Origin of the sequence: Corallococcus sp. CA054B, from assembly GCF_003611625.1 — a bacterium.
Classification (GTDB): domain Bacteria; phylum Myxococcota; class Myxococcia; order Myxococcales; family Myxococcaceae; genus Corallococcus; species Corallococcus coralloides.
On the sequence record NZ_RAVY01000228.1, the window covers coordinates 1 to 14,297 of the forward strand.

Consider the following 14,297-nt stretch of genomic DNA (forward strand, 5'->3'; position numbering starts at 1 on the left):
CCCATGCCGGGCATGCCCGGAGGGGCCTCGGGGGCCTTCACGATCTCCAGGAGCTCCACCTCGAACACCAGGGCGGCGCCGCCGGGGATGTTCGGGGGCGCGCCGCGGTCGCCGTAGGCGATGTCGGAGGGGCACACGAGCTGCGCCTTGCCGCCGACCTTCATCTTCTGGAGTCCCTCGGTCCAGCACTTGATGACGCCCTGGAGCGGGAACTGCGTGGGCTCACCGCGCTTGTAGGAGGAGTCGAACTCCTTGCCGTCGGAGAGGGTGCCCTTGTAGTGCACCTTCACGATGTCGGAGGCCTGGGGCTGGGCGCCCGTGCCCGCCTGGAGCTCCTTGTAGATGAGGCCGGACTCGGTCTTCACCGCGCCGGGCTCCTTGGCCTTCTCCTCCAGGAACTTCGCGGACTTCTCCTTCTCCGCGTTGGCCTTGCGCAGCGAACGCTCGCGCGCGAGGTCCTGGAGCTTGGGACCGTAGGTCTCCAGGTCCACGTCGGTCTTCTGACCGGTGACCTGGGCCGTGAGGCCGGCCTTCACGAACTCCAGCTCCTGCGGGGTCATGTCGAACACGCTGATGCTGCGGCCGATGGACAGGCCCAGCGCGTACAGCGTCTTCTGCTCCTCGGTCTGCGGAGCACCGGCGGTGGCCGCCCCCGTGGAGGTGCCGGTGGCGGAGGTCTCGCCCGGCTTCGCGCCCTGGCCCTGGCAGGCCGTCAGGCTCAGCATCGCCGCGATCAGGATCGTCTTCTTCATCATGATGTCGTCGCCTTTCCTTTGGCTCAGCGGCGGCCGACCGCCCCCCGCTGCATGCCTGGGGGCGCGGTCTACTACAGAAAGTGCCCGGCATCCTCTTGGGAACCGTGCTTTCCCCGGATGGGGGTCCACGCAGGTAGGACAACCGGCCGCCGGCCCCCCAACCGGCGGGAGGGCCCCGGATTCCCGGCGGGGATGGTTGGAAGCCCTACCGGGAGCGACCGCCGAAGGCGGCCTGGGAGACCAGGAGCAGGACGATGGCGCCCAGGATGGCGCCCAGGAAGCCGGTGGGCTCCGGGTCACGCCAGTCCGTCCCTCGCCAGACGGACGTGAGGAAGCCGCCCACGAAGGCCCCGGCGACGCCCAGGACTGTCGTCCCAATGCACCCCAGGCGCTGGTTCCCCGGCAGCACGGCCCGGGCGATGAGCCCCGCGAAGAAGCCGAAGATGATCCACCCCAACAGCCCCATGACGTCCTCCCCGTGCGGCGAGTGAAGACCCGCAATGTGGCGCACGGGAGGCGGGGGCGGAAGTGCGGGTGGAGGTGTTCTTGACCCTTTGGGGGGCGTGTGGTGCGGTCGTTCGACCATGCAGCGCCCCCTCCGGCGCCCTAGAGCGGACCGACGATGAACAAGCTGACGCGGCTCACCATCAACAAGTTTCGGAACGTCGCGCCGACGACGCTGGAGTTCCGCCCAGGCATCAACGTACTTCTCGGCAAAAATGCTGCCGGCAAGACAACTCTTCTTCGTCTGCTATCCACCATCGCGGGGAAACAAGACGAAGCTCTTACTGATGAGCCATTCGAAGTAAGCCACGCAACAGCCAGCGGTCCCTTGAACATCGCACAAGAGACAACAAGAACACGTATTGAAGAACCACCACCAAGCCTCAGTCCTATCCGAACCGCCAAAGAAGGATTTCCTAGCTTTCAACAAACAGACAACATCATCTTCGAGAAAAACGGCACAATTGTGCTAAAGGCCGAAGTTCTTCCGAACGAAGTCAGCCTCACCTATGGCGATCAGCACCGCCACAGCATCAAACAATTTCAAGCATCACCTATCCTCTCAGTCGCTCTAGCTCTCTGGCGCGATGGCGATGACGAGGCAGCTCAGGATCTAGGCACCTCAGTAATCTCATCGCAAATCAAACCACCAGGAAGAATGGATGAAAGTCTTGAACTCTTCAACTCCATACTAGAGATTGAAATCCAAATCAGAGACCAAGGCAGTACCTGGACTGGTCAGTGGCTGCCTCGATCACTGCAAGCACTCACATCGAAACCAGTTCCCGAAGGAACAACCGCAACATTCTCACCAGCATTCCTCGCGCGCACAGCCCGTGTTCTCGGCTACGAGTCCGCAAGCGCAAGGTTTGACATTGAGCGGCCAAGCCAAACCCCAAACCAACAAACTGTTCGACTAAGCAATCTGCGTTTCTTTTTTAAACGCGCATCAGAGGAAATATCTCACGACCTGCTTAGCTACGGACAAAAGCGACTACTCTCGTTTTTCGCATACTCCGATTCGTCGCCAGATATAATAATCGCGGACGAACTGGTCAACGGTCTCCATCACGAGTGGATCGCCGCTTGTATCGATGAAATCGGAGATCGACAGGCGTTCCTGACGAGTCAAAACCCCTTACTGCTAGACTTCTTGCGTTTCGATAGCGCTGAAGAGGTGCGTCATACATTCATCATTTGCGAGCGTGCTGGCACTGCCGCAGATGCGCAACTCATCTGGCGTAATCTCACCGAGGACGAAGCCGAATCCTTCTTCCTCGCCTACCAGACCGGGATCCAACGCGTCTCGGACATCCTGCTCACCAAGGGCCTCTGGTGACACGTCATGGCAGCCCGTGCTCGCATCCTCGCCCTGACCGAGGACTCAGGTAGTCAGGGGCATCCCACGCTTCAGAAAGTCTTGAAAAAAGCGCTCAAGATCGTTGTGGAAGGCGTCGATTTGAATCCAGCTCGCATCAAGATCGAACCACTGCCAGAGAACGACCGTGCACGCCTCGGATTGCGCGGCAACAGCTGGAAGGAAGATCCGCCTACAGTGGACACGATTCGCCTGATTGAGGCCATCGCAGCGCGCCTGCTCGAACCCGCTGGGTTCGTCGTTTTCCACTTCGATACTGACTTGGTGTGGAGCAAGCGCGATACAGACCCCAAGAGTAACCGGAGAAAATTCGAAACCCACCTTCGCGACCGAGTGCGTCGCCGCCTTCTGGGAGAAGGAGCGTCGTCCATCAATCCACGTGCGCGCCCTCCACTGACAGCAGAGCAGGCGGATACCGCGTTATGCCGCCTCCTTGTCTTGTCTCCCTGCTACAGCATGGAGTCCTGGCTCTATCAGGCCACGAATGAGCTGCGCCCTCTTTGCCAGAGCGAGCACGATTCTAACGACCACGCACAACTCATCGTGGAATGGTCTGAGGACCGGGCTCGCCTTGATGAAGTTCACCAGCCCAAGGTCGTGATGAAGAAGTGCGTGGCGGATCACCATAACGAAGCGCTCGCCAACTCTTTCCCGGCGGAAGAGGTGTACTGCGCCGGGCGCTCCTTCTACGAGTCTGTCGAAAATCTCCGCTCCTGCACGGCCCTGGTCGAAGCACTCAAGCATCCCGCCTCATGAGCCCCCTCCGCCGAGCCACCCGGGACGACAACGCCGCGCTGCTGGACCTGTTCGGCGACGTGCCCATGACCGGGGACCTGGTGCTCAGCACGCAGCGGTCGCCGGACTACTTCGGCCTCTTCACCATGCAGCGCGGTGAAGCGGAGGTCTGGGCCCACGGCGAAACCTCCCGCCTGGACGGCATGGGCGCCATCCATGTCCGTGACGGCTGGCTGGAAGGCAGACCGTGCCGCGTGGGCTACCTGGGCGACCTTCGCACCCGCTTCTCCGCGCGCCGCGCCCGGGGCCTGGCCCGGTTCTATGGCCCCGTCCTGGAGGAGACCTCCCGCCGCCACGGCGTGGACGTGTTCCTCACCGCCGTCATGGCCTCCAATGCCGCCGCGCTCCAGTCCCTGGTCCGCCGGGGCGCGTCCCGGGAAGCGCAGCCGCACTACCACCTGATGCGCGCCTTCTCCGCCGTCTCGCTCCAGTTCGTCCTGCGCCGCAAGCCGCGCCCCAGCCGCTACACCGTGCGCCGGGCCACCGCCGCGGACGTGCCCGCCATGGCCGCGCTGCTGGACGCCGACCACCGTCAACGCCCCTTCGGCTACCGCTTCGACACCGGTGAGCTGGAGCACCGGCTCGCGCGCTGGCCGGGGCTCCGCGTGGAGGATTCGTTCCTCGCGTTCGACCCCACCGGACAGCTCGTCGGCTGCACCTCCGCGTGGAACCCCGACGCCGTGAAGCGCTACCGCGTGCTCGCGTACCGGGGCGGCATGAAGTGGGTCCGCCGGGGCATCAACGCGCTCGCCACCGTCACCGGCGCGCCCCGCCTGCCCGCGCCCGGCGGCGACTTCCGCTACTTCTACCTCTGCAACACCAGCATCCCGTCCGAGGACCCCGCGGTCCTGCGCGCGCTGCTGGACGCCGTCTACGCCGCGTTCCATGGCCGGGGCTTCCACTTCTTCACCGTGCAGCAGGACGCCGGTGACCCGCTGACCCCCGCCTTCGGCGGCTTCATCCAGCGACGCCTGGACTTCCACCTCTACGCCGTCACGCCCGCCTCGCGCCCCCCGAGGACCTTCCCCGGAGGACGCACCGGCTTCGAAATCTGCCTGCCCTGACGCTCACACCACGCGCGCCTTCCAGCGCCCGCGCCGGAACAACACGATGCCCAGCACGGACATCGCCGCGAAGGCCACCGGCACCGCGAGGTACGCCCCCTCCGCGCCCAGCCCCACCGGATGGGCCAGCACCCACGCCAGCGGCAGCTCCAGCACCCAGAGACACCCCAGGTCGATGAGCGTGGGTGTGCGCGTGTCCCCCGCGCCGTTGAACGCGGAGGTGATGACCATGCCGTACGCACACGACAGGAAGCTCAAGGAGAAGATGCGCAGCGCCGTGGCCCCCGCGTCCACCACCGCCGGGTCCGTCGTGAACACCCCCAGCAACGGATGCGCGAAGATGAAGAACGCCACGCCGATGCTGCCCAGCACCATCAGGTTGTACTTGCCCGCGAGCCACACCGCCTTCGCGCCCCGGTCCGGGTCCCCCGCGCCCATGCTCTGCCCCAGCAGCGTGGCCGCCGCGTTGCCCAGGCCCCACGCGGGCATCAGCGCGAACATCACGATGCGGATGGCGATGGTGTAGCCCGCCAGCGCAGTGCTGCCGAACGACGCCACGATGCGCACCAGCACCACCCAGCTGGACGTGGTCACCAGCGCCTGCACCATGCCCGCGCCCGACAGCCGCAGCATCGCGAGCATCGTCGCGGGCTCCAGCGCCACGTGCTCGCGCCGCACCTGGAGCCGGCCGTTGGACCGCATCAGCCGGTAGAGCTGGTACACGACGCCCGCGCTCCGGCCCAGCGTGGTGGCCCACGCCGCGCCCACCACGCCCATCTCCGGGAACGGCCCCCAGCCGAAGATGAGACACGGCGCGAGCACGATGTTGAGCCCGTTGGCCAGCATCAACACGCGCATCGCGATGGCCGCGTCGCCCGCGCCCCGGAAGATGGCGTTGATGAGGAAGAGCAGCAGGATGCTCACCACCCCGCCCATCATCACGCGCGTGTAGCCCACGCCGTGCTCCAGCACCCACGGCGAGCCGCCGAGCGCCGCCATCATCGGCCGGGCGAAGATGATGCCCGCCACGGCCAGCACCGTGGAGATGATGACCCCCAGGCCAATGGCTTGCACCGCCGTGCGCGCCGCCCGCTCCGCGTCCTTCTCCCCGATGCGCCGGGCCACCATCGCCGTGGCGCCGATGCTCAAGCCCATGCCGGCCGCGTAGATGATGGTGAGGATGCCCTCGGTGAGCCCCACCGTGGCCACCGCCTCCGCGCCCAACCGGCCGACAAAGGCGACGTCCACCACGGCGAACACCGACTCCATGCACATCTCCAGCACCATGGGCACGGCCAGGAAGAAGATGGCCCTCCCGAGCGGCAGCTGGGTGAGGTCCTGCTCCGTACCGTGCAGGGCCTCCTTCACGAGGGACCACAGCCCCTTCTTCACGGCGTCGCGGCTGGCCACGGGCTCGGGCGCCTGGGCGTGGCTGTCCGCCAACGGTGTCTCTTCCACGGGGTGAGGCCTTTCGAGAGCGAGGAGACTTCCTACCGCGAAACGCCCACACGTGGCGCCCAGCGACGCCAGCTTCCTACGCCCTCCGTCCCCCACTCCTGACCTCTGAAGGTGCCGCACCCACCCTCATCCGCTCAGCAAGCGAGCGTCCGCTGCTGGACGCCGGAGTCGTGCCTTTGGACATGATGCCCCTGCGAGGGCCGGGAGTAGCTTGCTGCATCCCGATGAGTTCCTTACCCGCGACCGCTTCTCTCCTGCCCACCGCGGTAGGTCCTCATTTCACCCTGGCCTCGTCCGCGCGACTGCTGGGCACCACGCAAGTGGGTCCCGGGGCTGTCATCTCCCGCGGTGCCGTCGTGCGCTCGGTGGGAGGCTCCGTGACGTTGGGAGCCTTCTCCTCGCTGCGCGAGGACGCGGTGGTGGTGGGCACGCCCGAGCGGCCCACGTCCATTGGCGAGAAGACCGTGCTCGGTCCGCGCTCGCTGGTGATGGGCGCGCGCGTGGGGTCGCTCTGCGACATCGGTGACGGCGCCATCCTGATGCCCGGCGTGACGCTGGGAGACCGCTGCCTGGTGGGCGAGGGCACCTTGCTGCCGCCGGGCATGACGGTGCCGGATCAATCCGTGGTGCTGGGCCGGCCGGGACAGGTCCTGCGGATGCTCTCCTCCGAGGACCTGGCCCACCTGCAACAGCGCCGGGGCGGTGACCTGTCGCTGCCCGCCGCCCCTTTGACCCCTTTCTCCGCGCGCGACCGCGCCGAGGACGCCCCCATGGGACAGCTGTATGCCTTTCGTGACCGCCACCCCTTCGTCCACCCCACCGCCACCCTCTTCTCCTCCGCGGAGGTGTCCGGTGACGTGGTCATCGGCGCGGGAGCCATCATCGGCGCGGGCGTGAAGATCACCGGCGACCTGAACGGTCCGGTGCGCATTGGCGCGCGGGTGCAGATCCTGGAGAACACGGTGCTGCACCTCCAGCCGGACACCATGCTGGTGCTGGACGAGGGCGTGGTGGTGGGCCCGGGCTGCGTGCTGCACGCATGCAACCTGGGCGCGGGCACGGTGGTGGAGCCCGGCGCCATCCTCTGCGAGGGCAGTCACCTGGGCAAAGGCTGCCACGTGGCCGCCGGAAGCCTGGTGAAGGCGCGCGCGGTGTTCCCGGACTACGCGCTGGTGGAGGGCTTCCCCGCGGCGCAGGTGGGCACGCGCACGTCGCCGCCGGAGCCGCCGCGCTGGGTGCTCAGGCCGGAGGACCTGCCGGGCCTGCGTCGCATGGGGTGAGTGGATTTGCACTGGCCGTGCGCCCTCTGGCAGGGTCGCGGCCATGGATGCAGTCAATTCAATCATCGAGATCGCGGGCCCGCTGCTGCTGGGGCTGGCCTGTGGTGCGCTCTTCCGGAAGTTCGCGTACCCGCGCATCCTCGCGAAGATGGGGGGCCTGGCCTCATGGGTGACCTCCGCCGCCAACACGTGGGTGCTGTTCGGGCACCTCTGCATCGCGCTGGGCGTGGCGGCCGCGTGCCATGCGTCCAATGCCGTCGCGACGCTGATGTGGCTGCATGAGCACCTGCCCGCGCCGCCCTTCGCACTGACGCAGGAACTGCTCCACGGGTTCTTCCTGGGGGCGACCTTCTTCTCCGGGTACTACCTGGCGATGTTTCCCTCCTCGGGGACCGAGGAAGCACCAGCCCCCGGCACGGTCTAGACCCAGAACACCACGTCGCGCTCCGCGTCCTCGGGACCGGGGCCGTGCGCGCCCTCGCGAAGCCAGCGGCGGTACGCCTCGATGTCCGCGTGGTGCAGGTCCGCCTCCGTGCTGGAGTACACGCCGCCGCCAGGGCCGTCCGTCAGTCCCTGCCGCTGCGTCTCCATGATGCGGACGTCCTGCTGGATGACCTGTCGCGTGTACCAGCGCACCAGCGGCGTCAGCGCCCGGCCCACCCACGCACCCGGCATGTCCACCGGCAACCGGTAGCTGATGGCCGTGTAGACCAACGTGTCCGTGGGCCCGATGGGCGTGCACTGTGAATTGATGGCGAAGCCGCTGTCACCCCACTGGTAGTCCACGCGCGTGACATTGGGGACGATGAACTCATCCGTGTGCACGAGTGGCAGGCCGCGCGGGTTGAACAGCCGCCCCAGGCCGGTGAGCGCGTCCTCTTCCTGGTGGTAGGTCATCCGCACCCGGCCCGCGTGACGCTTCACGGTGGAGGGGACGCGCTTGCGCGTGGGATTGCGGAACCAGCCCCGGTGCACGAAGGACGTGTGCGGCACGTCCATGAAGTTCTCCACCAGGTTCGTCACGCCGTTCGCGAAGCGCGTGACCATGAAGTAGACGGTCCAGCCGCGCTCGTTCCAGTAGGGGACGCGGAAGGGTTCCGCGCGGGCCTGTGTCACGTCCTTGCCCAGGTAGACGTAGACGAGCCCGTCCTGCTCCCGCGTGGGGAAACGCGCGAGCCGTCCCACGTCACAGGGCGCGGGCTTGAGTCCTTCGTGCGCGCAGGCGTGCGCGTCCAGCTTCTCGCCGCGCTGGGGCGGGCCCAGTGCGGGGATCTCCACCACCGCGCCGGACGCGTCGTAGACCCAGCCGTGATACGGACAGCCGAGCCGTCCGTCGAACACGTCCCCCTGTGACAGGCGCGCGTTGCGGTGGAGGCAGCGGTCTCGCAGCGCGGTGGGTGCGCCGTCGGGTCCCCGGAAGAGGACCAGCCCCGTGCCGAACACGGTGCGCGCGATGGGCTTGTTCGCGGGCAGCTCCGTGGAGAGGCAGGCCACGTACCAGAAGTCTTTCAGCGCGCCGCAGCGGGCGAGGTCCGCCTCCGCGTCCAGGTCCACCGTGCGCATCGTCATGACGTCCCTCTTCCGAACCACTCCGCCCAGCCGGCCTGGCGGTGCAGGTCCACGGGCTTGATGTCACCCGCGCGCTGACCGAGCTGGATGCATCGGGCCTCGTAACGCCGGGCCCCCTGTGTCACTCGCACCGCGCGCACCGGACCGAGCTGTCCCAGCTCTCGTGCGTAGCGATAGTGATGGCCTTCGCACAGGGCGCGCTCCACGTTCGCGGCAATGACGTCGACGGCTTCATCCGTCTCAAGGAACAGACGGTAGGCCGGTGGAGTCCCCCACTCCGGCGCGAGCATGGCGAAGGCGGGACGCGTGGGGCCCAGCATGGCGTCCAGCACCGTGCCCACTCGCGCGGCGGAGAGCTTCTCGCCCACGAGGTCCGATACGGCATCCGCTCGGCCGAGGAACCGCAGGCAGGGCGTCGCATGCACGAAGCCCTGCACACGGACGAGGTCACCCAGTCGGTAGCGCAGCAGTCCTCCGGACGTGGAGAGGAGTACCGCATAGGTGCGGCCCGCCGTCAGCTCGTGCGCCAGGAGTGGGCGTGCGTCTGGGCGCTCCGGATCCATGAACTCGATGAAGTGGCTCCGGACCGCGAGCACCGGCGCGGGTGCTTCGAAGAGGGGCACCGTGAGGACACCCTCCGTGGCGAGCAGGCCCTTGCCTTGGACCTCGATGCCCGGGAAGCGGCGGCACGCGCTGGCCACGGCGTGCGCGGCCTGGGCGTCCGTCCACATGCTCAGGAGAGCGAGCCCTGGCCACAGCGTGCGCGCGGAGGGCAGTCCGTCACGCAGGGCGGCGCGCAGCACCTGGGCCCTCGGAATGTCACGCACGCCCTGGAGCCCCTGCACGAGCGCCGTCCAGGCAGGGTCGCGGCTTACGGGCGCGCCATCCGCGTCCTGTTCGGGAGGCCGCAGCGTGCCGCGCTCCAGGTCCTCCGCGAGCCGTTCGCCGTGCCGCTCCAGTGCATCCATCAGCAGCGTGAGGAAGCTGGGATTCCAGACGCTGATCAGCGACAGGTTCGAACACCGCGCGAGGAACCACAGCGTCACGTAGCGACACGGTTCGACGTGCGGAGCCTTGCCCACCGAGCCCGGCACAGCGAAGACGCGTGAGAGCAGCGGCTGCAACGGGCGCGGGAACCAGGCGCTGTCCTCCGCCGAGCCCACCGGGATGCCGCCCGCGGTCTGGTGCTGTCTGCGGCCCAGCGGGGAGATGGACCAGTAGCTGGGGCCCTCGCGCACGGCGGGACGGCGCAGGAAGACCTCATGCAGCATGGGCGCGAGCGCGCGCTGGAACTCGCGCAGCAGGCCCTGTGTCACCGGCACCCGCTTGGACGCGCCTGATGAGCCACCGGACAGCTCGAAGCGCAGCACGGGCTCGCGCGTGAGGACCCGCGATTCTCCTCGCGCGATGCGCTCGACGTCTTCCGCCACCGTGTCCGGAGTGGTGACGGGCACCGCGTCCTGGAACTCCCGAGCGGTGCGGATACGGCCGAAGTGCGGCACCCGCTCCGCCTGTGCCGTTCCCTCCACGGCGCGGAGGATGCGCATGAGGCATTCCGCCTGCGCGACCTCCGGCTCTCGCAACGCGTGACGGAAGCGCAGCGCGGACGGCGTCAGTGCCGCCATCGTGGCGGACAGCATCGTGCGGGAAGTCAGCACGTCACGTCCCCACGCGGACCCGCGAGGCATCTCGCTCCCGTCGAGCCCAGCGGCGCAGCTGGCCCCAGACGCTTCGCGCCAGCGCCCTCGCCAGATCCCAGCCACGGATCTCCACCAGACACACCAACTCCTCGCCCTCGGCGTGGCCGGGGTTGCGCTCCGCGAAGTAGGCGATGTGCGGATGGGCCGCCGCGTCGCGGTCGATGGGCGAGACGCCGTCCCGCACCCGATAGTGCGCGCCGTCGAAGCGCAGCGTGCCCTTCGCCGCGTCGTACTGCGCGCCGAACCACCGCGCCGCCAGCCCGTGCAGGAACTCCGAGCGTCCTTCCGGCGGCGCCCAGTCCCGGCGCGGATGCGTGCGCGGGAAGTAGTTCACCGCGAGGAGGTACGTCTTGTATCCGCCCGACAAGAGCAGCCAGTACAGCGGCCTCCACGGCCGGCGCAGCTTGCGCGCGAGCAACAACCTTCCGAACACCACCTGCAACGTCTTGTGACCCCACCAGTCCGGATGGATGACCGTGTCGCCCGAGTACAACACCTCCACCCCGCCCTCCTCCGCCACCCGCACCGTGCTGAAGCCCACCAGCTCCCGCGTGCGCCGGGCGTGCAGCAGGAACACCCACTGCTTCGCGTCCAGGTCCGCGTGGAAGCGCTCGGCGCTCACGCCCACGTAGCAGCACTGCATCAGCGCCAACATCCGCGCCCGGGTGCCGGCGTCCAGGTCCTCCCGCCGCACCGTGGTGCCCTTCATCGCGGAGAGCATCGCTTCAGGGCCCTCCCCGCAGCGCCGTGGGCGCGGGAGGCTGGCGCACCTCCTGGTAGCGGTCCGCCTCCAACGTCACCTCCTGCGGCGGGGCGCCATACCAGTGGATGACCGCCTTCACCGGCCCCGCGTGACGGCCCAGTCCAAAGTGCAGCCGGGGATCCGCCGAAGCGGAGAACCCGCCCATCAGCCCCACCTCGCGCACCTGCTCCACGCGCTTGCCGTTCTCCTCGTAGGACACCACCACGCGAGTGCCCACCGCGCTCCGGTGCGTCCGCTGGCCGTCCCCCACCAGCGACAGGCCCACGAAGTGCGCGTCCGGCTTCGCGTCCGTGGCGCTGGCTCGCAGTGTGTTGCGGTACAGCGACACCGGCGCGTGCTGGTTGGTGATGAGCACGTCCAGGTCGCCATCGTCGTCCAGGTCCGCCATCAACACGCCTCGCGAGTTGTCCGGCGCCTCGATGCCCACCTCCTTCGCCACGTCCACGAAGTGCCCCGGCCGGGCATCGCCCAGGTTGAGGTACACGCGGCGCGCCTCGTTCGGATAGAGCACGCGGCCCCGGATGTCGCCCCACTTGTCCGCGTACGTGTGCACCTCCGGGCCGGACTGCATCAACTTGTGGTTCACGTACCAGTAGTCGTTGCGCCGCCCCGCCGGGATGCGCCACTTCTCCGCGTCCAGGCGCGCGTCCACCATGCCGTTGGCCTGCACCAGGTCCGGCCATCCGTCGTCATCCAGGTCCCCCGCCGCCGCGCCCCAGCCGAAGCGGCGCTCGTTCAGCGCGCCCCGGAAGGTGGCCTCGTCCTGGAAGCGAGGAACGAAGGCGTCCTCGCCCGGCCCCACCATCCACAGCAGGCTGCCCTCCGCCTGGAGCGAGTGGTGCACGTTGGACACGTACACGTCCAACCAGCCGTTGCGGTCGAAGTCCGCCACGCTCGCGTTCATGCCCTTGTACGTGTCCCGGCCAATCTCCCCGAAGCGGTTGCCCACGATGTGGCGGAAGTGCCGACCACCCTCGTTCAGATAGACGTCGTCCGGCCCGAAGTCGTTGGCCACATAGAGGTCCGTCCACCCGTCCCGGTTCAAGTCCACCGTGCTCACCGCGAGCGACCAGTGCGTCTCCTTCAGGCCCAGCGCCTCCACGTCCTGCTTCTCGAACGTGCCGTCCCCACGACCCCGGTAGAGCGCGTTGCGCCCGCCGTTGTTCGCGTTGTGCCAGCCGTCGTGCATGAAGCGCAGCATGCGGCGGTCACCCGCGTACGCAGGCTCCGGCAGCTTGAACAGGTTGAGCGGCGGCGCGGGCTCCGGGTAGTCCGGCAGGTGCGTCGTCATCACGTTGAGCACCATCAGGTCCAGGTGCCCGTCGCGGTCGTAGTCCAGGAACGTGAGCCCCAGGCTCACCGCGTGGTCCGTCACGCCCGCGGACTCCGTCACGTCCTCGAAGCCCGCAGTGCCCGTCTCGCGCAGCGTGTTGCGCAGCAGGCGCACCGGCCCGAAGGCCACCGCCACCGCGAGGTCCAGGTCCCCGTCCCCATCCCAATCCACGAACGTCCCACCGCCCGCCAGGCCCTCCTCCTTGTAGCGGGTGGCGAAGCGCTCCAGCGCGGGTACGGGGACGCGTTCGAAGCGCAGTCCGCCCAGGTTGCGATACAGGCCCGCGTGGTGCTCCGGCGTGCCCAGCGGGTGCGTGAGGAACAGGTCCAGCTTGCCGTCCCCGTCGAAGTCGCCGGTGGCCACCGCGTCGCCTACGGCAACCAGCCACTTGGCGACGTGGGCCACGCGCGGATCCAGCTCCTCCAGCGTGTGCCCCATCTGGGAGGACAGGCCCGCCTGCGTGACGTCCTGCGCATCCAGGTGGAACGCGAGCGGCGCCTGACGCTCCCCCTGCGCCGCCGACACCGAGTAGCCCGTGGCCAGCACCGCCCCCAGCCCTCCCACCACGCCCGCGCGCTTGAGCATGTCCGGAGCCAGGAGCCGGCGCAGCGACGCGCCCCGGGTGCGCCACAGCTCGCGCGCGTGCATGAACACGAAGCGGCAGCTGGCCACGGTGAGCGCCGCGTAGAAGAACGTGTAGACGCTCTCCTTCAGGTGCAGCACCAGGTCCACGCAGGTGATGGCCAGCGCGACCAGCACCTGGGCCTTCGGCGTTCCCGGTGACGTCGCCGGGTCGGTGAGCATGTAGAAGACGAAGATGAAGAACGACGGCGCGCCCAGCGTGCCCAGGAACAGCACCTCTGGCGGCAGGTGGTGGCGGAGGATGAACGCTCGCAGCGCCGTCTGGAGCGCGTAGAAGGTCAGGAAGCTGATCACCAGCCAGCCGCGGCCCACGCGGAAGAAGAACAGCACCATCGCCGCCATCACGATGAAGGCCGACAGCGCGACCTCGCCGTTGGCCCACTGGTAGGCGGGCGCGGCGGTGATGAGCTCGCGCGTCGTGAGCAGCGACACGGCCACCGCGAACATCGACGGGTTGAAGACGTGCCGCCCCTGGAAGGTCAGCACGTACTTGGAACCGATGGCCAGCCACACCGGCAGCCAGAGCAGCGTGCTCGCGTGCGAGTAGTTCAGGAGCAGCGCCAGCGAGCAGCACGAGATGTACGCCGAGAGCGGCAGCTCCTTGCGCCGCTTGAGCACCCAGCCCAGGACCGCGTCCAGCAGCGTGCCGGAGACGACCAGGAAGGCCATCTGCCCGGGGCTGCGGTTGAAGCCGAAGAAGGTGAAGCCCAGCACGCCGTAGAGCGTGAGCAGCGCCGCGAAGGGCAGCCTCGGGTCGTTCCAGCGGGGGAAGACCCAACCGCCCCACTCCATGCGCGTGCCCGCGAGGGCCGGCTGCGTCGGCACATCCACACTCATGATTGACCGTCCCGGTGCACGCGCGGAGCGTGCCGTGCCCGTCTCCGGGTGTCCAATCCGCACGGGGCTTGCGTCCGGCGCCCATGCGTGGAGTCCTGGCACCCGATGTCCTCTTCCCTGCCTCGCCGCGCGGCGGTGCCTCGCGAGCTGCTCGTTCCCGCCACGCCCTCCGGACTGCTGCGCCTGGCGGCCGTGGAGTGGGCGGGGATGGCTCTGGGG

12 protein-coding genes are annotated in these 14,297 nt (G+C 68.3%); 5 read left to right on the forward strand and 7 right to left on the reverse strand.

Annotated elements, in window-relative coordinates:
• Both D7V80_RS35475 and D7V80_RS35480 read right to left on the reverse strand, forming a co-directional pair.
• On the reverse strand, positions 1-752 hold a 752-nt coding region (locus D7V80_RS35475), incomplete at its 3' end, for an FKBP-type peptidyl-prolyl cis-trans isomerase (RefSeq protein ID WP_147447323.1).
• A 208-nt stretch (positions 753-960) separates the two neighbouring features.
• Positions 961-1,221, reverse strand: a complete 261-nt coding sequence (locus D7V80_RS35480; protein WP_014393136.1) for a GlsB/YeaQ/YmgE family stress response membrane protein — start codon at positions 1,219-1,221, stop codon at positions 961-963.
• A 156-nt stretch (positions 1,222-1,377) separates the two neighbouring features.
• On the opposite strand from D7V80_RS35480, the gene D7V80_RS35485 reads away from it, so the two are divergent.
• From D7V80_RS35485 to D7V80_RS35490, 3 genes are read left to right on the forward strand one after another with little or no spacing between them, the layout of a single operon-like run.
• Positions 1,378-2,598 (forward strand): AAA family ATPase, encoded by a 1,221-nt coding sequence (locus D7V80_RS35485; protein WP_120592305.1) that lies wholly within the window; start codon positions 1,378-1,380, stop codon positions 2,596-2,598.
• 6 nt (positions 2,599-2,604) lie between these two features.
• The gene (locus tag D7V80_RS41565; RefSeq protein ID WP_147447324.1) at positions 2,605-3,393 is read left to right on the forward strand and encodes a hypothetical protein; all 789 of its coding nucleotides are present in this window, start codon (positions 2,605-2,607) and stop codon (positions 3,391-3,393) included.
• Positions 3,390-4,496 (forward strand): GNAT family N-acetyltransferase, encoded by a 1,107-nt coding sequence (locus D7V80_RS35490; RefSeq protein WP_120592306.1) that lies wholly within the window; start codon positions 3,390-3,392, stop codon positions 4,494-4,496. The genes D7V80_RS41565 and D7V80_RS35490 overlap by 4 nt, the downstream gene beginning before the upstream one ends.
• A 3-nt stretch (positions 4,497-4,499) precedes the next feature.
• Here the strand turns inward: D7V80_RS35490 and D7V80_RS35495 are convergent, their stop codons facing one another.
• Positions 4,500-5,939: an MATE family efflux transporter gene (locus D7V80_RS35495; RefSeq protein ID WP_233585965.1), complete on the reverse strand. Its 1,440-nt coding sequence runs from the start codon at positions 5,937-5,939 to the stop codon at positions 4,500-4,502.
• Positions 5,940-6,331: 392 nt separating this feature from the next.
• Here D7V80_RS35495 and D7V80_RS35500 point away from each other — a divergent pair, with 392 nt between their 5' ends.
• Positions 6,332-7,234 (forward strand): DapH/DapD/GlmU-related protein, encoded by a 903-nt coding sequence (locus tag D7V80_RS35500; protein ID WP_199738937.1) that lies wholly within the window; start codon positions 6,332-6,334, stop codon positions 7,232-7,234.
• Between the two features lie 43 nt (positions 7,235-7,277).
• Positions 7,278-7,658, forward strand: a complete 381-nt coding sequence (locus tag D7V80_RS35505; RefSeq protein ID WP_120592309.1) for a hypothetical protein — start codon at positions 7,278-7,280, stop codon at positions 7,656-7,658.
• On the opposite strand, the gene D7V80_RS35510 is transcribed toward D7V80_RS35505, so the two are convergent.
• Genes D7V80_RS35510 through D7V80_RS35525 form a run of 4 tightly spaced genes read right to left on the reverse strand, consistent with a single transcriptional unit; the run spans position 7,655 to position 14,078 of the window.
• The gene (locus D7V80_RS35510) at positions 7,655-8,803 is read right to left on the reverse strand and encodes an aromatic ring-hydroxylating dioxygenase subunit alpha (protein ID WP_120592310.1); all 1,149 of its coding nucleotides are present in this window, start codon (positions 8,801-8,803) and stop codon (positions 7,655-7,657) included. The genes D7V80_RS35505 and D7V80_RS35510 overlap by 4 nt on opposite strands.
• Positions 8,800-10,443, reverse strand: coding sequence for a GH3 auxin-responsive promoter family protein (locus tag D7V80_RS35515; protein ID WP_120592313.1), 1,644 nt, complete (start codon positions 10,441-10,443; stop codon positions 8,800-8,802). Before D7V80_RS35515 ends, D7V80_RS35510 begins: the two co-directional genes overlap by 4 nt.
• 19 nt (positions 10,444-10,462) lie before the next feature.
• Positions 10,463-11,224, reverse strand: a complete 762-nt coding sequence (locus tag D7V80_RS35520; RefSeq protein WP_120592311.1) for a hypothetical protein — start codon at positions 11,222-11,224, stop codon at positions 10,463-10,465.
• A 4-nt stretch (positions 11,225-11,228) separates the two neighbouring features.
• A complete protein-coding gene (locus D7V80_RS35525) occupies positions 11,229-14,078 on the reverse strand; it encodes an FG-GAP-like repeat-containing protein (protein ID WP_120592312.1) in 2,850 nt (949 codons plus the stop codon).
• Positions 14,079-14,297: the final 219 nt, after the last annotated feature.

What these genes read in the sequence shown, in the direction of transcription:
- D7V80_RS35480 (WP_014393136.1), bottom strand. Translation starts at nt 1,221, where the DNA reads ATGGGGCTGTTGGGGTGGATCATCTTCGGCTTCTTCGCGGGGCTCATC.
- D7V80_RS35515 (WP_120592313.1), bottom strand. Translation starts at nt 10,443, where the DNA reads ATGCTGTCCGCCACGATGGCGGCACTGACGCCGTCCGCGCTGCGCTTC.
- D7V80_RS35505 (WP_120592309.1), top strand. Translation starts at nt 7,278, where the DNA reads ATGGATGCAGTCAATTCAATCATCGAGATCGCGGGCCCGCTGCTGCTG.
- D7V80_RS35490 (WP_120592306.1), top strand. Translation starts at nt 3,390, where the DNA reads ATGAGCCCCCTCCGCCGAGCCACCCGGGACGACAACGCCGCGCTGCTG.
- D7V80_RS41565 (WP_147447324.1), top strand. Translation starts at nt 2,605, where the DNA reads ATGGCAGCCCGTGCTCGCATCCTCGCCCTGACCGAGGACTCAGGTAGT.
- D7V80_RS35485 (WP_120592305.1), top strand. Translation starts at nt 1,378, where the DNA reads ATGAACAAGCTGACGCGGCTCACCATCAACAAGTTTCGGAACGTCGCG.
- D7V80_RS35520 (WP_120592311.1), bottom strand. Translation starts at nt 11,224, where the DNA reads ATGCTCTCCGCGATGAAGGGCACCACGGTGCGGCGGGAGGACCTGGAC.
- D7V80_RS35510 (WP_120592310.1), bottom strand. Translation starts at nt 8,803, where the DNA reads ATGACGATGCGCACGGTGGACCTGGACGCGGAGGCGGACCTCGCCCGC.
- D7V80_RS35525 (WP_120592312.1), bottom strand. Translation starts at nt 14,078, where the DNA reads ATGAGTGTGGATGTGCCGACGCAGCCGGCCCTCGCGGGCACGCGCATG.